This is a genomic window from Pseudonocardia thermophila (assembly GCF_900142365.1).
GTDB classification, from domain to species: domain Bacteria; phylum Actinomycetota; class Actinomycetes; order Mycobacteriales; family Pseudonocardiaceae; genus Pseudonocardia; species Pseudonocardia thermophila.
Window position 1 is genome coordinate 265,765 of the sequence record NZ_FRAP01000002.1, and the last position, 21,029, is coordinate 286,793.

General features: G+C 73.2%; 18 protein-coding genes. 9 read left to right on the top strand and 9 right to left on the bottom strand.

The window, feature by feature from the left end; genetic code table 11:
• The 3 genes from BUE41_RS03615 to BUE41_RS03625 are packed head-to-tail and all read left to right on the top strand — an operon-like array spanning nt 1 to nt 3,178.
• Nucleotides 1-1,221 (top strand): MFS transporter, encoded by a 1,221-nt coding sequence (locus BUE41_RS03615; RefSeq protein WP_073455388.1) that lies wholly within the window; start codon nt 1-3, stop codon nt 1,219-1,221.
• Nucleotides 1,218-1,964, top strand: a complete 747-nt coding sequence (locus BUE41_RS03620) for an IclR family transcriptional regulator (RefSeq protein WP_073455389.1) — start codon at nt 1,218-1,220, stop codon at nt 1,962-1,964. Before BUE41_RS03615 ends, BUE41_RS03620 begins: the two co-directional genes overlap by 4 nt.
• Nucleotides 1,961-3,178: a cytochrome P450 gene (locus BUE41_RS03625; protein ID WP_073455390.1), complete on the top strand. Its 1,218-nt coding sequence runs from the start codon at nt 1,961-1,963 to the stop codon at nt 3,176-3,178. The genes BUE41_RS03620 and BUE41_RS03625 overlap by 4 nt, the downstream gene beginning before the upstream one ends.
• Here BUE41_RS03625 and BUE41_RS03630 read toward each other — a convergent pair.
• Nucleotides 3,165-3,698, bottom strand: a complete 534-nt coding sequence (locus BUE41_RS03630; RefSeq protein ID WP_143171949.1) for a hypothetical protein — start codon at nt 3,696-3,698, stop codon at nt 3,165-3,167. The genes BUE41_RS03625 and BUE41_RS03630 overlap by 14 nt on opposite strands.
• Between BUE41_RS03630 and BUE41_RS03635 the strand changes: the two genes are divergently transcribed.
• Together BUE41_RS03635 and BUE41_RS03640 are read left to right on the top strand one after the other, a co-directional pair.
• Nucleotides 3,667-4,533 (top strand): FAD-binding oxidoreductase, encoded by an 867-nt coding sequence (locus BUE41_RS03635; RefSeq protein WP_073455392.1) that lies wholly within the window; start codon nt 3,667-3,669, stop codon nt 4,531-4,533. The genes BUE41_RS03630 and BUE41_RS03635 overlap by 32 nt on opposite strands.
• A gap of 87 nt (nt 4,534-4,620) precedes the next feature.
• Nucleotides 4,621-5,496, top strand: coding sequence for an alpha/beta fold hydrolase (locus BUE41_RS03640; protein ID WP_073455393.1), 876 nt, complete (start codon nt 4,621-4,623; stop codon nt 5,494-5,496).
• 793 nt (nt 5,497-6,289) lie between these two features.
• Here BUE41_RS03640 and BUE41_RS03645 read toward each other — a convergent pair.
• The 3 genes from BUE41_RS03645 to BUE41_RS03655 all read right to left on the bottom strand — a co-directional run bounded on the left by BUE41_RS03645 (nt 6,290) and on the right by BUE41_RS03655 (nt 9,811).
• Complete coding sequence (locus tag BUE41_RS03645) at nt 6,290-7,441, bottom strand: luciferase domain-containing protein (RefSeq protein WP_143171950.1); 1,152 nt, start codon at nt 7,439-7,441, stop codon at nt 6,290-6,292.
• Between the two features lie 74 nt (nt 7,442-7,515).
• A complete protein-coding gene (locus BUE41_RS03650) occupies nt 7,516-8,595 on the bottom strand; it encodes an LLM class flavin-dependent oxidoreductase (RefSeq protein ID WP_073455394.1) in 1,080 nt (359 codons plus the stop codon).
• A gap of 256 nt (nt 8,596-8,851) precedes the next feature.
• Entirely contained in the window at nt 8,852-9,811 is a 960-nt protein-coding gene (locus BUE41_RS03655) for a helix-turn-helix transcriptional regulator (RefSeq protein WP_073455395.1), read from the bottom strand.
• 42 nt (nt 9,812-9,853) lie between these two features.
• Here BUE41_RS03655 and BUE41_RS03660 point away from each other — a divergent pair, with 42 nt between their 5' ends.
• Nucleotides 9,854-10,333, top strand: a complete 480-nt coding sequence (locus BUE41_RS03660) for a VOC family protein (RefSeq protein ID WP_073455396.1) — start codon at nt 9,854-9,856, stop codon at nt 10,331-10,333.
• Nucleotides 10,334-10,372: 39 nt separating this feature from the next.
• Here BUE41_RS03660 and BUE41_RS03665 read toward each other — a convergent pair whose 3' ends face one another.
• Nucleotides 10,373-11,488, bottom strand: coding sequence for a hypothetical protein (locus BUE41_RS03665; RefSeq protein ID WP_143171951.1), 1,116 nt, complete (start codon nt 11,486-11,488; stop codon nt 10,373-10,375).
• A gap of 351 nt (nt 11,489-11,839) precedes the next feature.
• On the opposite strand from BUE41_RS03665, the gene BUE41_RS03670 reads away from it, so the two are divergent.
• The 3 genes from BUE41_RS03670 to BUE41_RS03680 all read left to right on the top strand — a co-directional run bounded on the left by BUE41_RS03670 (nt 11,840) and on the right by BUE41_RS03680 (nt 15,255).
• Nucleotides 11,840-13,474, top strand: coding sequence for a glutamate--tRNA ligase (locus tag BUE41_RS03670; protein WP_073455398.1), 1,635 nt, complete (start codon nt 11,840-11,842; stop codon nt 13,472-13,474).
• 61 nt (nt 13,475-13,535) lie between these two features.
• Nucleotides 13,536-14,711 (top strand): alpha/beta fold hydrolase, encoded by a 1,176-nt coding sequence (locus BUE41_RS03675; protein WP_073455399.1) that lies wholly within the window; start codon nt 13,536-13,538, stop codon nt 14,709-14,711.
• Between the two features lie 49 nt (nt 14,712-14,760).
• Complete coding sequence (locus BUE41_RS03680; RefSeq protein WP_073455400.1) at nt 14,761-15,255, top strand: pyridoxamine 5'-phosphate oxidase family protein; 495 nt, start codon at nt 14,761-14,763, stop codon at nt 15,253-15,255.
• 2 nt (nt 15,256-15,257) lie between these two features.
• On the opposite strand, the gene BUE41_RS03685 is transcribed toward BUE41_RS03680, so the two are convergent.
• The 4 genes from BUE41_RS03685 to ppdK all read right to left on the bottom strand — a co-directional run bounded on the left by BUE41_RS03685 (nt 15,258) and on the right by ppdK (nt 20,931).
• The gene (locus tag BUE41_RS03685; protein ID WP_073455401.1) at nt 15,258-16,328 is read right to left on the bottom strand and encodes a ricin-type beta-trefoil lectin domain protein; all 1,071 of its coding nucleotides are present in this window, start codon (nt 16,326-16,328) and stop codon (nt 15,258-15,260) included.
• 50 nt (nt 16,329-16,378) lie between these two features.
• Nucleotides 16,379-17,719, bottom strand: a complete 1,341-nt coding sequence (locus tag BUE41_RS03690) for an NAD(P)/FAD-dependent oxidoreductase (RefSeq protein ID WP_073455402.1) — start codon at nt 17,717-17,719, stop codon at nt 16,379-16,381.
• 53 nt (nt 17,720-17,772) lie between these two features.
• The gene (locus tag BUE41_RS03695; protein WP_073455403.1) at nt 17,773-18,090 is read right to left on the bottom strand and encodes a DUF3040 domain-containing protein; all 318 of its coding nucleotides are present in this window, start codon (nt 18,088-18,090) and stop codon (nt 17,773-17,775) included.
• Between the two features lie 132 nt (nt 18,091-18,222).
• On the bottom strand, nt 18,223-20,931 hold the full coding sequence (ppdK, locus tag BUE41_RS03700) for a pyruvate, phosphate dikinase (RefSeq protein WP_073455404.1): 2,709 nt from the start codon (nt 20,929-20,931) through the stop codon (nt 18,223-18,225).
• Nucleotides 20,932-21,029 lie beyond the last annotated feature (98 nt).

The following is a 21,029-nucleotide window of genomic DNA, read 5'->3' on the forward strand; positions in this document are numbered from 1 at the left end:
GTGAGCGACCACGTGGACGCAGGCGAGTGGTCGCCCCGGCGCCTCCGCCTCGTGCTTGCGGCGCTGCTGACCGGCACGCTGCTCGCCCCCCTGAACTCCTCGATGGTCGCGGTGGCGCTGTACCCGGTGCAGCAGCACTTCGCCGTCCCGCTCGCCACCGCCGGCTGGGTCGTGATCGCCTTCTACCTGACCTCGTGCATCGCGCAGCCGATGCTCGGCAGGGCCGCGGACCTGGTCGGACCGCGCCGGCTGTTCCTGGCCGGGATGCTGCTGGCCGCCGCCGCTGCGGTCGGCGCCGCACTGGCTCCAGCGCTGTGGGTGCTGGTCGGGTGCCGCATCCTGCACGCCGTCGGGGGGTCGACCGCCTACCCGTGCGCGATGGTGATCGTGCGCAGGCACGGCGGCGGCGCGGCCCGGCTCACCGGGGTCGCCACGGTGAACACGGCGGCGGCCGCGATCGGCCCGGTGCTCGGCGGGGCGCTCACCTCCGTCGCCGGGTGGCAGGCGATCTTCTGGATCAACCTGCCGTTGGCGCTCGGCGCGTTCGCCGTCGCGGCGGTGGCGATCGGCCCCGACGAGCGGCGTGCCGGTCCCGGCCGGGTTCGCACGCCGTTCGTCGATCTCGCGGCGCTGCGCCGTGCCCGCGGCGTTCGCACCGTGCTCGGCACGTTCGTGCTGTTCAACCTCGCCTACTACGCGGCGTTCTACGGGCTGCCGCAGTGGCTGCAGGACGATCGCAACGCCGGTGCCGCGCAGGCCGGGCTGCTGATCCTGCCGCTGTCGGCGACCAGCGTGGCCGCCACGGTGCTGGGTGCGGCCGTGATGCGCCGCTGCGGGGTCGGGCCCACGATGATCGCCGGTGGAGCGCTGCTGCTCGCCGGCGCGGCCGTCGTCGTGACGTTCGGGCCCGGGACGCCGATGTGGGTGGTGGTGCTGGACGGGATCGTCCTCGGCATCCCGTACGGGCTGTGCAACCTCGGCCTGCAACGGCTGATGTACCACCGTGCACCGCCGCGGCTCACCGGCTCCGTTGGCGGGCTGTTCCAGTCCGCGCGCTACACCGGCGCGATCCTGGCCGTCGGCCTGGTCGGCGTCCTGGCCGGGGCAGGCATCGGGCCGCTCGCGGTGGCGATGACCGCGATCGCCGCGATCGTCGTCGCCCTGCTCGTCAGCGATCTGCGCAGAGCACGCGAGCGCGTCCACGCGGGGAGCCCGGCATGACCGTGTTCGGGCGGGTGTTCTCGCTGCTGGGAGCGTTCACGCAGGAGCGGCCGGCGCTGCGGTTGGTGGACCTGCAGCGGGCGACCGGGCTGCCGGTCTCGACGGTGCACCGGCTGGCGAGCGAGCTGGTCGAGCTGGACCTGCTGAGGAAGGACGGCGGCGTCTACCGGATCGGCCTGCGGCTGTGGGAGGTCGGCTCGCTGGCCCTGCAGCCGCGCACGCTGCGCGACGTGTCGCTGCCGTTCATGCAGGACCTGCACGCGGCGACCGGCGAGAACGTGCACCTCGCCGTCCTCGACGGAACCGAGGTGCTCTACGTGGAACGGGTGTGGGGCCGCCGGTCGGTCGAGGTCGTGACGCACGTCGGCGGGCGTTCTCCGCTGCACGCGACCGGGGTCGGCAAGGTCCTGCTCGCGTACGCACCGCGGGAGCTGCAGGAAGCGGTGATCCGCGGTCCACTGCGCCGCTACACACCGCACACAGTGGTCATGCCCGGGCTGCTGATGCGCTCGCTGCAGGAGATCCGCGCCACCGGGATCGCGCGGTGCGTCGAACAGCTGAGCCTGGGCACCGTCTCGCTCGCCGTCCCCGTCGCCGACGGCCGGGGCCGCGTGGTGGCGGCGCTGTCCGTCGTCATGCACACCCGGACCTACGCGTCGGTCGCGGTGGAACCGGCGCTGCGGATGGCCGCCCGCTCGATCTCCCGAGAGTTGGAACACGTCTACACAGGAGTGCCGTCATGACCGAGACGCTCGACGCCCCGCCGCTCGCCGGCGCGACCCACATCACCGACTACGACGAGATCAGCGAGATCCTGCGGTCGCCGGACTTCGTCCAAGGCGGGTTCGCCGAGGGCACCGCCGAGATGATCCCGGGAGCGCTGATCACGCTGAACGGGCGGGCGCACGTGGAGCGCCGCAGGCTGTTCGCGCGGATGTTCACCCAGGACCGCGTCGACCACTACATCGAGCACGGCATCCTCCCGGAGACCCGCAGCGCGCTCGCCGAACTGCGCGCCGCCGGCACGGACGAGACCGATCTCGTGCCGCTGTCGTGGCGGATCCTGCACCGGGTCCCGGCGATGGTCGTCGGGATCGACGTCGACCCGGATGCCGAGGTCCGGGGGCGGTTCGTCCGGTACATCCGGGAGATCGCGAAGGCGGTGACGGTCGACTGGCAGCGCGGCGACCACGGCGCACTCCTGGCCGCGGGCAAGGCGGCCAAGACCCGGTTCGCCGAGGAGTTCTTCGCCCCGTCGCTGGCCGCGCGGCGGGATCTGGTGGAGCGTCACCGGCGCGGCGAGATCGCCGCGGAGGAGCTGCCGATCGACGTCGTCACGGTGCTGCTGCTGCACGGGGACGTTCCCGACGAGGTCATGCTGCACGAAGCGGTCGGGTTCCTGATGGCGTCGATCACCACCACGGCGCAGGCGTTCCCGCACTTCGTCGTGCAGCTGGAGGACTGGCTCGCCCGGCACCCGCAGCGCCGGTCGGTCGTACAGGACATCGGATTCCTGCAGCGTGCGGTCGACGAGTCGCTGCGGCTGTTCGTCGCCGCACCCGCGCGGATCCGCACCGCGACGAAGGACCTGGTGCTCAAGTGCTCGGGGCGGCGGATCGCGCAGGGGCAGAAGCTCGCCCTGTGGTTCGGCCCCGCCAACGCCTCGCCCGACTTCGGTGCCGACACCGAGCACTTCGATCCCGAGCGGGAGGTGCGGGCGCGGCCGGACTGGGGCTTGGCGTTCGGGGCGGGCGCGCATCTGTGCATCGGGCGGCCGATCGTCACGGGGGTGCGCGGCCGCGGCGCGGACCCGGCCCCGCACGGCACGATGGCGTCGCTCGCGAAGGCGCTGTACGCAGCCGGGCTGGAACTGGTCGCCGATGCGCCGGCGACGAAGGACGCGGGCACCTTCTACGACGAGTACGCCTCGCTGCCGGTCCGGTTCACCGACCTGTAGCCCAGCGAGGGCGAGATCGAGCGCGTCGTCGGGGTGCAGCGCGCGGCCGCGGCGGCGCAGCTGCAGGTAGCGAGCGGTGCCCAGCGCGGCGTGGTGGCGGCCCGACAGGCGTCGCTGGAGTCCTCCCGTGCCGGGGCGTGACGGTCGCGCCGGGCAGCGGGCCCGGTTGGTCGCCGCGGAGCAGTCCAGCCTGCTCGGCCATCGCGTCGACGACGCCGTAGAGCTGCGCGGCCCGGGCGACATCGCCGCGCTGCGCGGCGATGTCGGCGAGGCGGCTGAGCTGGTGGGAGATGCCCCAGTCGTCGCCGAGATCGGCGAACAGGCGCAGGGCGCGGGTCAGCAGCCGGTCGGCACGGGCGGGATCGCCGAGCGCGGTCGCGATGCGGCCCGCGGTGGCGAGCCCGACCGCGAGCGTCCATGGGGCACCCCGCTCCTCGATGGCGGGGAGCGCGCCGGTCAGCAGCGCGTCCGCGTCCTGCATCGCGCCGGTGGCGGACGCGACGAGCGCTCTCGCGATCACCGCGCCGGACGACCACGTCCGCCGGCTCCGCCTCGTCACCGCCGACGGCACCGTCCGCGACGTCGACGCCGAGACCGATCCCGAGCTGTTCTGGGCGGTCCGCGGCGGCCGCGGCGCGTTCGGGGTGGTGACGGAGATCGAGCTGGTGCCCGTCACCCGGTTCTACGGCGGCGGTCTCTTCTTCCCGGCCGACACCGCGTCGACCGTGCTGCCCGCCTGGCGGGACTTCGCCGACACCCTCCCCGAGGACGCTTCCACCTCCGTGGCCCTGCTCGCTCTGCCGATCGACGAGGCCCTGCCCGAACCGCTGCAGGGCCGTGATGTCGTGCACCTGCGGTTCGCCTACCTCGGCCCGGCGAGAACCGGCGAGGCCCTGATCGCCCCGACGCGCGCACTGGCCACCCCGCTCCTCGACCTCGTCACCGAGCGTCCGTACACCGAGATCGACGTGGTCCACATGGATCCCGCCGGCCCGCTGCCCGTCCACGGGCGTGGTTGCGCTCTCACCGATCTCCCGGCTCCGGCCCTCGCCGCGTTCCTCGACCTGACCGGGCCGGACTCGACCAGCCCGTTGCTGCTCGTCGAGGTGCGCGCGCTGGGCGGTGCGATCGCCCGCCGCCCCGAGGACCACCCGCTGCACCGGGTCGCGGCGCCGCCTTCACCGCCTTCATGGCAGGTGTACCCGCGGACGCGGACGCGGGCACGTCGGAACGGACGGCTGCCGTGGTCGAGGTGTTCCACTCGTGGGTCACCCCCGGCCCCGCTGACCCTGCTGGGGGAGGGCACGTTCCGCACTCTGTGGTCATCGGAGGGATGGGCGCGGTTGACGGCGTGAAGCAGCGCGTCGATCCGGACGGGGTGTTCAGCAGTCCGCAGTCAGGCCGTAGCCTGACAGCCGGCTGAGTGGGCTGCCGGAGGCTGCGTGTTCGAACGGTGGACCGATCTCACGGTCGGTGGCGGCCCGGTGCGTCTCTACCGGGCGGGCACGACCGGTCCGCCGCTGCTCCTGCTGCACGGCGGCATGCTCGACACCGCCCAGGGCGTGTGGCGCCGCGTCGCCCCCGAACTGGCCCGTGACCACCGCGTCCACGTGATCGACCTGCCTCGCCACGGGGGCAGCCGCCCCTGGCCCGGCCGCCTGGACGACGCCTTCTTCCGCGGCTTCCTCCATGCCCTGCTGGACACGCTCGGCCTGACCCGCGTCGCGATCGTCGGCCTCTCGCTCGGCGCGGGCATCGGCGTCGGCTACGCACTCGACCATCCCGAGCGGGTGTCCGCGCTCGTCGCCGTGGCCCCCGGCGGCCTCGGTGCCCGCCGCCGCGCCCAGTTCCTGACCTGGCTCTACCTGCGCACCCCTGGAGCCCTGTGGCTCACCACCCGGATACTGGCCCGCTACCCGCGGCTGATCCGGGACTCCTTGGACGCCAACCTCGCCGCTGGCAAGCGCACCCCGGACTTCGACGAGATCGTCGCGCTCGCCACCGAGGAGGCCCGCGCCAAGGCAGCCCACCACGAACCCGCGATCGATGACTGGATGGCCCTCGCCTACGGCCCGTTCGCGATGCGCCTCGACCTCCTTCCCGACCTCCCCCGCCTGACCGTCCCCACCCTGTGGGTGCGCGGTGAACGGGACGAGCTCGTCGGCGCGGCGGAGATGATCGCCGCCGCGCAGGCGGCCCCGGGCTCCCACCTGGCGACGATCCCCGGCGCCGGGCACATCGTCACCTACGACGAGCCGGACGAACTCACGCGCCTGGTGCGGGAGTGCCTCGAGCGGGATTCCGCAGAACACGGCTGACCGATCTGGCGTCGGCCCCCTTCCCGCAGTGTGCGATATCCGAACATCGCCCGCCGCGCTCGTCCGGGCTCGGTCTCCGAGCGAGCGGGGCGTGTGGACCGGTCCTGGTTCGGCACGGGCGCCACGTCCGCGTACGACCACCCAACGAACCCGACACAGCCGACCTCGTCACCCAACACATCACCGGACGAACCACAGCCACAACGCCGGATCCGCGGCCACACCCCTCACCCCCATCGAGCCCCTGCACCAAGAACAGCCCACAACCCGCCACGACCCCCGACACAACCCCGCTCCCCCCACGCCGCTCAAGGACAACGACGCGCGCACGATGCTGTTGTCGCGGGTGAGGATGCGTCGGTAGGTCTGCGTGCAGGGTTGTTCGTGCGTGTCGGGTGTGGTCTCGGCGGCGGGTTTCGTGGCGAGGTCTTCGATCCGGGCGCACGCCCGTCGCGGGAAGCGGGTGTGCGGTGATCCGCCGGTCCAGCTCGGCCCGCTCCTCGCTGGTGAGGTAGGAACAGCGGGCCGCCGCCGCACGCGAGGCAACTGCGGTCCAGCTCGCGTGCGGAACGCGAGATGCATGAACAACTCGCTGAACGCGATGCGGGACTCGCCGGGCGAAACGCGCAACTCGCCGGATGATGCGCGCGACCACCCGGTGCGGATCACGTGCACCACGCAGGGCCTCCACGAGGCGAATCCGGGACTGGAACCACGCGCTGCGGAGAGCGACCACGCCGTCGACGCGCGTACGGAACGCGCCCAGGAACCCACCAGACAGTCGCGGCGGCCCTCAACCCATCACGGCCCGATGTGCCGCCCCCACGATCCCGAGGACGGTCGCCACCTCCACCTCATCCCGAGGCCCAGGCACCAGCACCAGCCCCCGCGCCACCCGCACCCCCGCGAGCGGGTGCGCGAACGCCCACCCCTTGGTCAGCGCGTCGTAGGCCAGCTCCTCGGGCAGCGTGGTGTGCACGCTCCCGTCCGGATGCAGGTGCGCGAGCTCGCCTTCGGCGGCCAGCACGAACGCCGACTCCGGGGCGGCGTCCTGCGGAACCCGGACGGACCGGGTACCGGGGACGCCGACGGTGGCAGGCCCGGTCGTCACCCCAGGGAGCGCGGCGAGCAGCGCCCAGAGCTGCTCCCGAACACGATCGGGGGCGGTCTGCGTGACCTGGAACTGCGGCACCCCCGCGGAGAGCTCCGGCGGTGGCCCGGCGCGCGGCCGCAGCCGGCCCCCGCGCACCGTCGGCCACGGCGGCTCGTCAGCGTCGGGAAGCGGACTCTCGCCGTGGGCGTGGATGTGGTCGAGCCGATCGCCGAGCCACGTCCCGAGACGGTCGACGACGGTGCCCGCGAGCTGATCGCCACCCGGCACTCGCTCCGCGAGGACCGGGGCGCCGCTCTCCTGCGCGAGCCACGCCCAGGTCCGGGCGAGCAGGGCCGCCGGGGTGCGTGTGTCGTCGGTCGCGACCGCGAGGTAGACCGGCACGCCGCGCAAGCGGCCGCGATCGCCTCCGGTGTCGATCGGCAGGGCCCCGTAGAGCAGTGCGAGCCCACCGAACCGCTCCGGCGCGGCGAGAGCGAGCGCGCCCGCCACCGTCGCTCCTTCGCGGAACCCGATGAGCAGCACCGGGCGCTCCGGGTCGCCCTCGCCGTCGAGGAAGCGCAGCAGCCAGCGGCAGGTGGCGGCGAGGCCGGCCGGGTCGGGGCGTCCCTCGCTCGTTCCGAACCAGGTGAAGCCGCGCTCGTGGGGGAGCGGCGCGCGGACTGCGACGTAGGCGACCGGGCCGTGCGGCAGCCAGGGCGCCATCTCGATGACGGAGTGTTCGCTGGTGCCGTTGCCGTGCAGGACCACGACCAGCGGCGCAGACGGGTGGTCCGTACCCCACCGGGCCACCATCGGCACGTCGCCCGGGCCGGTGGAACGCTGCGCCACCACGACGGGCAAGACTAGGAGCGCGGCGGGTGCCGCGGCGTCTCACTTCGAGACGCCGCGGCACCCGGTGGGAGGGCTCAAGCCGCTCTCGTCCGGGCCCCGGTGGTGAGCAGCGGCATGACCCGCTCACCGAACTTCGTGACGCCGTCGACGAAGTCCGGCCAGGTCAGCAGCGCGCCGTCGATGCCGGTGGTGGCGGCGATCTCGTCGAACTGGCGCGCGACGGACTCGTACGAGCCCTTCACGACCGGGATCGACAGGAACGCCATGTTGCCCTCGTCGGCCGGCCGGGCGAGGCTGGCGAGCAGTTGGGCGGAGGTGCCGTCCGGGTTGGTGTCCAGCTCGGCGCTGCCGAGCATCCGTGAGATCGCCTCCTTGTCGGCGTGGTCGAGGATGTGCTGGCAGAGCTTCTCGGCCTCGGCGTCGGTCTCCTCGGCGATCACGCAGTAGAGGGCGAAGGTGCCCACATCGCGCCCCACCTGGCGGCCGATCTCCTTGACCCCGGACGCGATCGAGGCGACCTTGGAGCGCTCGGCCATGATGAAGTTGCGGTCGCCGTGCTCGGCGGTGAAGCGCTGGCCCTTCGGCGACTGCCCGGCGCAGACGATCTGCACGTCGTGCAGCGGCTTGGGCCGCACGTCGCAGTCCTTCAGCGTGAAGTGCTCGCCCTCGAAGTCGGTGTTGCCCTCGGACCACAGCTTGCGCAGCACCTGCACGTACTCGGCGGCGTAGGAGTAGCGCCGGTCGAAGTAGTCGTCACCGGGCCACAGGCCCATCGATTCGTACTCGGGCTTGTTCCACCCGGTGACGATGTTGAGCCCGCAGCGGCCCTGGCTGATCTCGTCGATGGTGGCGACCATCCGCGCGGCCAGCACCGGGTGCGTCGCCAGCGTCGTGACGCTCGGGAAGAGCGTGAGGCGCTCGGTGTGCGAGGCCAGCGCTGCCATGAGGGTGAACGACTCCAGGCAGGCGCCCCAGAAGTCGCTGCTCCCGGGGATGCCGCGGTGCTTCATCATCGACAGCACGAAGTCGAGGCCCTGCTTCTCGGCCTCCGTCGTGATGGCCAGGTTGTGCTCGAACGTCGGGCGGTACTGCGGGCTGCCGGTCGAGATGATGTAGCCGTTGGTGGCGTTGGGGAGGAACACCCCGTACTGCATGTGCGGCTCCTGGTCGGTTGAGCAGGATCAGGACGTGACGACGCCGGGATCGGCGATGTCCGCGCACGGTCGCGCCGCGGTCGGCGCAGTCCCCAGGCCGCGAGTGCGCGCGGCTCCTTCTGCATGCAATCGGTGGCGGTGGCCACGGTCCGCGGCACGGCCATCCGGTCGAGTTGCGCGAACATTGTGTGCAACATAAGTAATCGTGTGTCGTCGTTCCAGGGGAGATCGCCCAGATGTATGCAAACTTTGTGTTTCATGATCGGGCGGCTGCCAGGCACCGCTCCGCCAATGCACGCAACTCGGTCCGCAGCTCGGGCGGATCGAGCACCTCGAACGGCATGTCGAGTCCCACCAGGTAACGGGCGAGATCGGGCAGCGACGCGCTGCCGGTCTCGACGAGGCAACTGCGGTCGTCGAGCGGGGTGAGCAGCGCCGCGCTCGGCGTGATCCGGTCGTGCGCGGCGACGACCTCGGCCGGGACGGCGAACCGCAACCGGGCCCGGTGCGGATACGCGTCGGAGGCGGCCCCGCGGACCACGCGGCGGGCGGCGTCCTCCGGCGGCTCACGCGGGGTGAACCGGGGCCCGGTGGGCAGCTGGGGGGTGATGCGGTCGGCCCGGAACGTGCGCCAGTCCTCGCGATCGCGGTCCCACGCGAGCAGGTACCAGCGCCGTCCGGTGTAGACGAGGGTGTGCGGTTCCACGCTGCGCGCGCTCGTGGTGCCGTCCCGGCCGGCGTAGGTGAACCGCAGCCGCTCGTGGTCGCGGCACGCGCTCGCGAGCACCGTCAGCGTCTGCGCGTCGGCGGTCGGGCCGCCGCCGGTGTACGCCACAGTCGCGGTGCGCAGCGCGTCCAGCCTCGGCCGCAGCCGCTTCGGCAGCGTGCGCTCCAGCTTGGCCAACGCCCGCAGGGCCGTCTCCTCGATGCCGGTGATCGACCCGCTCGCGGCTGCGCGCAGGCTGAGTCCGACGGCGACCGCCTCCTCGTCGTCGAGCAGCAGCGGCGGCACCGCGGAACCGGCGGCGAGCCGGTAACCGCCCGCGGTGCCCGTGCGGGAGGTGATCTCGTACCCCAGCTCGCGCAGCCGCTCCATGTCGTTGCGGACGGTCCGCGTGCTCACCCCCAGCCGCTCCGCCAGTGCGGCGCCCGACCAGTCCCGCCGCGCCTGCAGCAGTCCGAGCAGACGCAGCAACCGCACCGAGGTCTCGCGCATTGAGGAACGATATCTTCCACAACGCCTCATACGCTCGCCGGCATGAGCCTTCGCGGATTCGCCACCCTGAACTTCTTCGCCGACGACGTCGCCGCGGCCGCCGAGTGGTACGAGCGGTTCCTCGGCGTCGCGCCCTACTACCGGGTCCCCGGGCCAGGCGGGCGCCCCGCCTACGTCGAGTTCCGCATCGGGGACCTCGGCGCCGAGCTGGGGCTGATCGACCGCAGGTTCGCCCCGGCCGGAGCTGCCTCCGGCCTCGGCGGCGCGCTGATGCACTGGCACGTCGACGACCTGGAGGGCGTGCTCGCCCGCCTGCTCGACCTCGGCGCGACGGTCTACGAGCCGATCACCCCGCGCGGCGACGGCGACTACGTCACGGCGTCGGTCGTCGACCCGTTCGGCAACGTGCTGGCGATCATGACCAACCCGCACTACGCCGAGATCGCCGCCCGCGTGCGCGCGGCCGGTCTCGCGTGGTCTGACGGGGAATCCGTCGGAGCTGGACGCGGCGTTGAGGGGTGACCCGCGCGCCGGCCGCGTGCACCGCGCCGGGGCGTCGGGTCAGCTGGTCGGCTCGGGCGCGGGCGTGTCCACCTTCTGGTTCATCGGAGCCCTCGGGCTCGGGAGCGTCACCACCGGCTCGAGCGCCCGCTGCTCGCCCCGGCGCAGCAGCCGCCCGGCCAGCCGGCGCCACTCCGCCCGCACGGGGGTGCGATCGCCGGCAGCGCCGAACGCGCCGACGCGGGTCGTGCCCCGGCGGGCCAGGGCCGCGACGATCTCCACCACGTCGAGCCGCCCGCGCAGCGCGCCGACGACCAGCGAGCGCGGCAACCCGCTCTCGTGCACCCACACGGCGGGTCGCGGCCGGACCGGCTCCGGCTGGGGCAGGCCCAGCGCGTCCCGGTACGCGGCGACGGCGAGGTTGGCGCCGGCGGCGGTGGCCAGCGCGCTCTGCAGGTTCGGCCGGCCGACCGTCGGTTCGGTGATGTAGAGCTTCCCGTCGCGGCTGCTGCGGCGTACCTCCAGCGAGCCGAACCCGACGTGGCCGGCCGCGTCGAGCACCCGGTGCGTCAGCGCCTCCAGCTGTGGGTGGTCGGCGGTCACGGCCAGCGCGGACGAGCCGGTGTCCACCGGCCACTGGGTGATCTTGCGGCCGGTGCGGGTCACCACCGGGCGGCCGGAGCGGTCGCGGTAGGTCAGGCAGAACCAGACGTCGGAGTCCAGGCCCGGGATCCATTCCTGCACGACGTACCTGTCGGCCACGTCGAACGGGCGGAACCCCCAGGTGTCCAGATCTGATGCTGAATCGATCCGGCGCACCTTGTCCCGCTTGCTCACCGCCTGCCACGCGGTCGTCCGCTCGAACGGCTTGACCACCAGCGGGTACCTCATCGTCGCGAGCGCCTCGGCCAGCTCGATCGGGGAGCTGACGACGGCCGTCGCCGGCACCGGGAACCCGTGCCCGGTCGCCCACGCGTGGAACGCGGTCTTGTCCAGCAGCGGCTCCACCTGCTCCCAACCGGGCAGCACGACGTCGGCGAGCGCATCCACCTCGGCGCGGTGCTCGCCGACGATCCGCACCACGGCGTCGTCCGCGATGAGCAGCGCACCGCGGCCGTGCCGGGCGTGGGCGGTGCGCAGCGCGGCGAGCCAGTCGGCGGCGCCGGGAGCAGCCACCGGCACGATCGCGGTCCAGGCGGTCGCCCTGCAGGCCGGTGCCTCGGGTCGGCGGCCAGGCCGATCACAGGCACGCCCTCGTCCTGCAGCGCTGCGGCGACGGCCAGGCCGGTCGGTGTGTCGGCACCGGCGACGAAGGCCGGGACGGGCTGCGGATCCATGGTGCTCCCCCGGATCGGTGATCTGCGTGTGCTCCCAAGGGTCCTCTCGTTCGATGCGCCGCAGTAGTTGCCGAGATGTGGGTTACGAGTGCGTCTCGGTGACCCGGCCAGACCGATCGGCAACCCCCGATCGGCGGCGAGGTAGCCTCGCCGAGCCGGTTCAAACCCCTGGAAGTGAGACCGATCTCCGATGCTCGACCGCGCGGTCATCGACGCCCTGTTCCCCGCTGACCTGCCCGAACCCGAGCACTGGGAGGCGCGCTACCCCCCGCGCGACCTGCCGGAGGGGGCGCACGTCACCCGCTTCGCGCCGTCCCCGACGGGCTACGTGCACATCGGCGGCATCTACGCCGCGATGATCAACAAGGACGTCGCGGGCCGGTCGGGCGGGCGCTACGTGGTTCGGGTGGAGGACACCGACCAGGCCCGTGAGGTGGCGGGCGCCGTCGATCAGTTCGACGCCGCGTTCGCCTACTTCGACCTCCAGCCCGACGAGTCGATCACCGCGGGGGGCGACTACGGGCCGTACCAGCAGTCGCAGCGGGAACGGATCTACCTCACCTACGTGCGGCACCTGCTGCGGCAGGGCAAGGCGTACCTGTGCTTCGCCACGAAGGAGGAGCTGGCCGACATCACCGCGCGCCAGCAGGCCGCCAAGCTGCCGACCGGCTACTACGGCGGGTGGGCGATCTGGCGCGACGCCGATCCCGCCGACGTGCAGCGCAAGCTCGCCGAGGGCGCCCCCTACGTCGTGCGGTTCCGCGCCCCGGACGACGCCGCCGGGCGGCGCGTGCAGTACACGGACGTCATCCGCGGCAAGCTCGAGCACGAGGACAACCGCAACGACGTGGTGATCCTCAAGTCGTCCGACCAGTCGCCGCGGCTGCCCACCTACCACTTCGCGCACGCCGTCGACGACCACCTGATGCGCGTCGACCTGGTGATCCGCGCCGAGGAGTGGATCTCGTCGGTGCCGCTGCACCGGCAGCTGTTCGCCGCTCTCGGCCACCGGGAGCCCGCGTACGCGCACATCGCGCCGCTGATGAAGCAGATCCCCGGCGGCAAGCGGAAGTTGTCCAAGCGCAAGGACGACGAGGCCTCGGTCGACTTCTACCTGCAGGCCGGGTTCCCGGCGAAGGCCGTCCTGTACTACCTGCGCGGGTTGGCCAACGGTCGGCTCGCTGAGCTGCCGCTTGAGCAGGCGCTCACTGAGCCGATCCGGCTGGACGAGTGCGGCGTGGCCGGTCCGCTGGTGGACCTGGTGAAGCTGGAGGACATCTCCGCCGACCACATCGCCACCCTCGGCGACGAGGAGGTCTACGACGCGGTCCTGGCCTGGGCCCGCACCTACGACGCCGAGCTCGCCGACGTGCTCGTCGCGGAGCGTGACCTGGCGCTGCGCGCGCTCGGCGTGGAGCGCGGTGGCGACAACCCGCGCAAGGACCTGCGCAAGTGGTCGGACTTCCGGCCCGCCTACGGGTTCTTCTTCCCGCAGATGTTCCGGTTCGACCGTGAGGCGTTCGACTCGCTGGGAGTGCCCGCGGAGGTGTCCTCGGCGTTCCTCACCGACCTGGCCGACGGCTACGACCACGACCGCGAGGACTGGTTCGGCCAGGTCCGTGAGCTCGCGGCCAAGCACGGGTTCGCGCGCAACGCCAAGGAGCTGAAGTCGGATCCAGAACGGTTCCCCGGCTCGATCAGGGAGGCGTCGCAGCTGGTGCGGGTGGCGCTGACCGGCTCGACGCGCAGCCCCGACCTGCACGCGGTGAGCCAGGCGCTGGGGGCTGGCGAGGTGCTGCGCCGGCTGCGGGCGGCCGTCGGCTGAGCCGTTCGGGCGTGGCGCTTGCGATACCGCGCAGGCGCTTGGTATCCCGTACGCTCGGGTCATGGCTGCTGCTGCGTGGACCGAGCCCTGGGTGCGCCTGACCGCTCACCAGCTGCGCGTCGGCGCCGAGGCGGCGGCCACCGCCGCCCGCGAGTGGGGCGGCTACTGGGCCGACGCCCTGCGTCGGCGCACGCCCCCGCTCGGCCCCGTCACCGACGGGCTGCGCTGGTGGGCCACGGTCCGCGACCGCAGGCCACCGAGCTGGACGCTGCCGGCCGAGATCCGTTTCCGCACCCCGATCGCTGCCCTGCGCGACGTCACCGAGCCCGCCGACCGCGAGGCCGACGTCGTGCCCACACTGGTGCTGCCGCCGCAGGCCGGACACTCCTCGTCGATCGTCGACTTCGCGCCGGACCAGAGCCAACTCGCCACCCTGCGCACCGCAGGGCTCGTGCGGCTGGCGGCTCTGGAGTGGCTGCCCGCCACCGCAGCCACCCGCAGCGCCTCGATCGGTGACTACCTGGCCGTCGTCGACCGGGCGGTGACGGAGCTGGGCGGGCGGGCCAACCTCGTCGGCGACTGCCAGGGCGGCTGGCTCGCCGCGATCTACGCCGCGCTGCACCCGGACAAGGTGCACACCCTCACCCTGGCCGGCGCCCCGCTCGACTTCCACGCGGGCGACGCTGTCATCGCCCACGCCACGCGGGCCCTGCACGGCGCGTACGGGATGGCGCCCTACCGGGCACTGGTCGCGGCGGGCGGCGGCACAGTGCCCGGCGGCGCGCTGCTCGCGTCGTTCGTCGGGATCGCGCCGCAGGCCGAGGTCGGCCGCCAGCTGGAGCTGCTGCGTCACCTCGACGACCCGGGCCACCTCGCGCGCTTCCGGGCGTTCCACGACTGGTTCACCCACACCCAGGACATGCCGGGCGCGTTCTACCTGTGGCTGGTCGAGCACCTGTTCGCCCGCAACGAGCTGATCCGCGGCGAGCTGGTCGTCGACGGCCGCCCGGTCGATCCGGGCGCGATCGACTGCCCGCTGTTCCTGCTGGCGGGGGAGACCGACCACATCACCCCGGCCCCGCAGGTGTTCGCGTTCGCCGACGCCGTGGCCACCCCGGCCGCGGACGTCGTTCAGCGCACCACCCCCGGCGGACACCTCGGGCTGTTCATGGGTCACGACGCGCTCGCCACTGCGTGGCCGGAGCTGGGCGCACAGGTCCGCGCTCGGTCGATCTGATGCGCTTCACGGACACGACCTGACAGGGTTTCGGTCTACCGTCGCCGCCATGGCTACCTGGCAGGAGTTCACCGAGGCCGCACCCCGCATCGCGACGATCTTCACCCGGCGGCACAAGGCCACGGGCAACCTCTGCATGCTCGCCACCCTGCGCGCCGACGGCTCACCGCGGATCAGCCCGATGGAACCGCGGATGTTCGAAGGTCAGCTGTGGCTCGTCGGCATGCCGGACACGACCAAGTTCGCCGACCTCGCCCGTGATCCGCGGTTCTGCCTGCACACCGCCACCGTCGACACCCAGCTCGGCGACGGCGACGCGAAGCTGTGGGGGACCGTTCACCACGTCGACGATCCGGACCTGCAGGCCCGCTTCGCACAGGACCTGTTCGAGGAGAGCGGGCTCGACCTGCGCAACGAGCGCTTCGACCCGTTCTACGCCGCCGACATCACCTCGGCGTCGTCGATCGAGCTGATCGACGGCAAGCACCTGGAGATCACGATCTGGAAGCCGGGCGAGCCGGAGCGGGTGGTGCGCAGGAGCTGAGATCAACTCGTCCCGACGAACTGCGCGACCGGTTCCGCCCCGGTGCCGCAGCGCACCGTCTGCGCCACCGGGCGGCGTCCACCGGGCGGGCGCACGAGCGCGCACTCGCCCGTGCTCTCGCTGGCGATCATCCGGCCGGTGGTCCGCCAGCGCTGCGCCGCGTCGCCGGACCGGCAGGGCTGCACCGCCAGTCCTTGCCCGGCGAGCGCGGTGAGGCAGGCACCGTCGCGGACCAGCTGCCCGGCGTCGGTGCGGGTCCAGATCTGCTCGGGGCGGTCCCGCAGGCACGAACCCGAATCCAGCGCCGGACCCGTGGCGCTCAGGCACGTGCCGAAGCCGTCGATGACGCGGCCGCGGACGCCTCGCGGTTGCGCAGGCGCGGGCGTCGGCTCCGGGCCCGGTCCCGGCACGGGCTGCGGTGCCGGTTGCTGCGGTCTCGAATGCTTCGGTGCTGAATTCCTCGGTGCTGAATTCCTCGGTGCTGAATTCCTCGGTGCCGCTCTCGGTACCGCTTCAGGGGCCGGTTCGGGTGCGGGCCGGGGCGCCGAGGAGGGGGAAGGCGACGGCTGCGGGACGAGCGGCTCCGCGGAGGGGGCCTCCGTCGGCCCCGGCAGCGGTGTCGGCGACGGCGGGACGGCGCTGGTCGTGCGCGGGCCGACCGGCAGCGGTGTCGGTCCCCGGCCGGGCGGCGCGGTCGCGAGCGGCTGCTCGGCGGCCCGCGGCTGCGTACCGATCACCAGCGCCGAGCCGGCGGCCAGCACCACGGCCGCGGCGAGCAGGGCCAGGAGCGGGCCGCGCCGGCGGCGCGCCGCCGGGGGCGGCGTGAGGTCCTCGACGACCGACCGGTCCGGCCGGGCGATGTACCGCGCGGACCAGCGCGACGCCGTGTCGATCAGATCGATCCCGATCGGTGCGCCGAGCCGCTGCGCGGCGCGGCCGACCTCGCCGAAGCCGACGTCGACGGCGGCCTGCCAGCCGCCGTCCACGTCCAGCTCGACGCCGTCCAGCGTGACCCTGGCGTCCGCGCTGATGACGATCCGGCTGCGGCGGGCCGGGTGATCGGGGACGGTCACCGGCGCAGCGTGGCACGCCTGCCGGGTTCGCCGTGGACGTTCCGGAGAACTCAGCAGTCCCGCGCAGCACCGGCCGTCCGGGGCAGCTCCGGCGAGGCCGTGTCGAGCGGGACGGATGCCGCGCGCACCAGGTCCAGGTGCACCGCCTGGCGGCGCAGCACCGCGTCGAGGACCCAGTCGGCGGCGGTGCGCAGCCGGTTGCCGGGCATGGAGAGCAGGTGGTAGCCGCGGGTCACGATCTTCGCCGGCAGCCCGGACAGCGGGATCCGCAGCGGGTTCGCGGCCGCATCCGCTCCGCCGAGGTCGACGACGAACCCCAGGTCGTGGTGCTTGTACCGGCGCAGGCGGTCGCGGCCGAGCGACGCGACGACGTTCCGGCCGGCGAGCATGCCCTGCCGCTGGGCGTGCTGCGCGGTCATCGCGGTCACTTCGCCGGGCCGGGTCAGGTCCGGCACGGCGGCGGCGTCGCCCGCAGCGAACACGTCCGGGTGCCCGGGCACGGACAGATCCGGATCGACGACGAGCCTGCCCTTCGCGGTCTCCAGGCCGAGGCTCTCGATCAGTGGGTCGGGCCGGACACCGACGCACCAGATCAGCGACCGGGTCGGGACGTGCCCTCCGCCGTCGGTCAGCTCGACGCCGTCGTGCGTTGCCTCCTGCACCGACCGGCCCATGCAGACCTCGACGCCGCGCTCGCGCAGCACGGTGTCGGCGGTCCGGGCGAGCCGTTCGTCGAGACCGGGCAGCACCCGCGGGGCGACGTCGAGCAGGATCCAGCGCAACCGCTGGTCGCGCAGCTGTGGCAGGCCGCGGGCCAGCGCGGCGGTGAACGCCGGACCCTGCGCGGCGACCTCGGTGCCGGTGTAGCCCGCGCCGACGACGACGAACGTGCAGCGGGCCGCCCGCTCCTGCGGGTCGGTCGCGGTGGCGGCCAGCTCGACCTGCCGCGTGATGTGATCGCGCAGGTACAGCGCCTCGGGCAGGCCGCGGAACCCGTGGGCGTGCTCGGTCACGCCCGGCACGGGCAGGAGCTTGTTGACGCTGCCCGCCGCGAGCACGAGCCGGTCGTAGTCCAGCTCGCCGCGGCACCCCTCGGGATCGACGTAGCCGATCCGGCGTTCGGCGACGTCGATCGCGTCGACCGTGCCCAGCACCAGCTCGACGCCGCGCAGCGCGGCCGGCAGCGGTACCGCGATCCGCCGTGGATCGAGGATGCCGACCGCGACCTCGGGCAGCAGCGGCAGGTAGAGGAAGTAGTTCGTGGGGTTGACGATCGTGACCCGGCCGTTCCGGCCGAGTCGCCGGCGCGCGGCGCGGGCAGCGTGGAAGCCGGCGAAACCGCCGCCCACGACGACGACGTGGGGGAAGGGCGCGGTGTCGGTGCTCGTCATCCAGGCTGCCTACCCGGCGGCCGGCCCTCCCACGCCTGGGACCGCCAGCCGGGTCAGGCCCATGTCCAGCCGGTCGGGGGTACGCCGTCGTCCGCTGGAAGCGCGTGGTGCAGCACCGCGATGGCGCCCCAGCTCGTCGCCGCCACCAGGCAGCCGACGAAGACCAGCAGGAGGTTCATCGCCAGCACCCCCACCACGGCCGCGAGGAACCCGACTCCGATCCCGGCGCCGGCGAGGACCGTCCACCTCCGCCTGCGGGCCCGGGCGGCGTCCTCCAGCGGCTCGGCGAGCTTCCGGCAGAACTCGGGGTCCTCGTGCTCCATGTGCGCGGCGATCTCCTCCAGCGCGCGCCGCTCACGCTCGCTCAGCATCGTGGTCCTCCCCTGGTGCCGTCCCCCGATCTGCCCCGGGAGTGCCCGCTGCGGCGGGGGCTCAACCGCCCCGGCGGGTGACGGGGCGGTCCGGGCGCGCACGTGCATCTTCGCGCCTCCCGGCCCGCAGGGCTACAGGTGACCCCCCGCTTCCGTGTGCACGGCCGCCCGGCCCGCCTCCAGCCGCGCCACCGGCACCCGGAACGGCGAGCAGGAGACGTAGTCGAGCCCCGCGTCGTGGAAGAAGTGCACCGAGTCCGGGTCGCCGCCGTGCTCACCGCACACGCCGAGCTTGAGGTCCGTACGCGTCTCCCGACCCGCTGCGACCGCGGTGCGGATCAGCGCGCCGACGCCGTCGCGGTCGAGCGACTCGAACGGCGACACCGTGAACACTCCCTTCTCCAGGTACGCGGCGAAGATCGACGCCTCTACGTCGTCGCGGGAGAAGCCCCACGTGGTCTGGGTGAGGTCGTTGGTGCCGAAGGAGAAGAACTCGGCGGCCTCGGCGATCCGGCGCGCGGTGAGCGCCGCCCTCGGCAGCTCGATCATCGTGCCGATCGGGATGGCCAGCTGCACGCCGGCGGCCTCCTCGATGCCGGCGATGATCCCGTCGATCTCGTCGCGGATGAGGTGCAGCTCCATCACCGAGCCCACCAGCGGCACCATGATCTCCACGCGCGGATCCCCGCCCGCGGTCCTGCGCTCGGCGGCCGCCTCGGCGATCGCGCGGACCTGCATCGCGTACAGCCCGGGCACGAGCAGCCCCAGCCGCACCCCGCGCAGGCCGAGCATCGGGTTGGCCTCGTGCAGCCGTTCGACGGCCGCGAGCAGTCGCTCGTCGCCTTCCTCGCCCTCGCCGCGGGCGATCTTGACGGCGAGCGCGGTGCGGTCGGGCAGGAACTCGTGCAGCGGCGGGTCCAGCAGCCGGATCGTCACCGGCAGCCCGTCCATCGCCTCGAGCAGCTCGACGAAGTCGGCGCGCTGCAGCGGCAGCAGCTCGGCCAGCACCTGCTCCTGCTCATCGGCGGTCTCGGCCAGGACCAGGCGCTCGATGAGCACCCGGCGATCGCCCAGGAACATGTGCTCGGTGCGGCACAGGCCGATGCCCTCCGCACCCATGCGGCGGGCGCGGGCGGCGTCCTCGGCGGTGTCCGCGTTGGCGCGCACCCGCAGCCTGCGGGTGCGGTCGGCGTGCCGCAGCACGCGGTCCACCGAGCGCACCAGCTCGGCGGTCTCCTCGTCGGCCTCGGCGAGCGCGGCTTCCAGCCCGTTCTCCAGGTAGTTCACGACCGGGGACGCCACGACCGGCAGCTGCCCGGCGAACACCTCGCCGGTGGCGCCGTCGATGGAGATCACGTCACCCTCGCGCAGGACCCGCCCGCGCACGGTGACGGTCCTCGCGGCCACGTCGACGTCGAGCTCCTCGGCGCCGCAGACGCAGGTGCGGCCCATACCGCGGGCGACGACGGCGGCGTGGCTGGTCTTGCCGCCCCGGCTGGTGAGCACTCCGGTGGCCGCGACCATGCCCGGCAGGTCGTCGGGGGTGGTCTCGCGGCGGCAGAGGATGACCTGCTCACCGCGGGCGGCCCACTCCACCGCGGTGGGGGAGGAGAACACCAGCTTCCCGGACGCCGCGCCCGGCGACGCGGCCATGCCCTTCGTCAGCAGCTCGCGCTCGGCGGTCGGATCGAACTGCGGGAACAGCAGCTGACCCAGCTGAGCGCCGGTGACGCGGGACAGCGCCTCGTCGGGGGTGATCACCCGCTCGTCCATGAGCTGGGTGGCGATGCGGAACGCGGCCGCGGCCGTGCGCTTGCCCACGCGGGTCTGCAGCATCCACAGCTTGCCGCGCTCGACGGTGAACTCGATGTCGCACAGGTCGCGGTAGTGCGTCTCCAGCCGGCGCATGATCTGCACCAGCTCGGCGTGCGAGGCCGGGTCCAGCCGGGCGAAGTCCTCCAGCGACAGGGTGTTGCGGATGCCCGCCACGACGTCCTCACCCTGGGCGTTGACCAGGTAGTCACCGTACGCGCCGGGCTTGCCGGTGGCGGGGTCGCGGGTGAAGCAGACCCCGGTGCCGGAGGTCTCGCCCATGTTGCCGAACACCATCGCGCACACGTTGACCGCGGTGCCCAGGTCGTGCGGGATGCGCTCGCGGCGCCGGTAGAGCCGGGCGCGCTCGGTGTTCCACGAGTCGAACACCGCCCGCATCGCCATGTCCAGCTGCTCGCGCGGGTCCTGCGGGAACTCCCGGCCGGTGTGCTCGGCGACGATCGCCTTGAACGTCTCCACCAGCTCGCGCAGCGCGTCCACGGGCAGCTCGACGTCGGACGCCGCGCCGGCGCGCTGCTTGGTCGCCTCCAGCTCGTCCTCGAACCGCTCGCCGGGGATGCCCAGCACGGTCTTGCCGAACATCTGCACCAGCCGCCGGTAGGAGTCCCAGGCGAAGCGCTCGTCGTTCGCGGCCTCCGCGAGGCCCTTCACGGAGTAGTCGTTGAGCCCGACGTTCAGGACGGTCTCCATCATCCCGGGCATCGAGAACTTCGCCCCGGAACGCACCGAGACCAGCAGCGGGTCCTGCACGTCGCCGAGGCGGCGGCCGAGCTTGTCCTCCAGGCGCCGCAGCGCCATCGTGACCTGCACGCGCAGCGACTGGGGCTCCTCGCCCTGCGCGAGGTAGTGGCGGCAGGCCTCGGTGGTGATCGTGAAACCGGGTGGGACGGGCAGGCCGAGGCGGGTCATCTCGGCGAGGTTCGCGCCCTTTCCGCCGAGCAGATCCACCATGTCGCGACTGCCGTCGGCGAAGTCGTACACCAGCTGGGCGGGACGGGGGGTGGCCAACCGGACCTCCTGGGTCTGACCGGTAGAGATGCTGGACGGTAAGGGCATCTTCGCCGCGCCGGGACCAGCCGGACGGTCCTTATCGATCCCGAGAACGT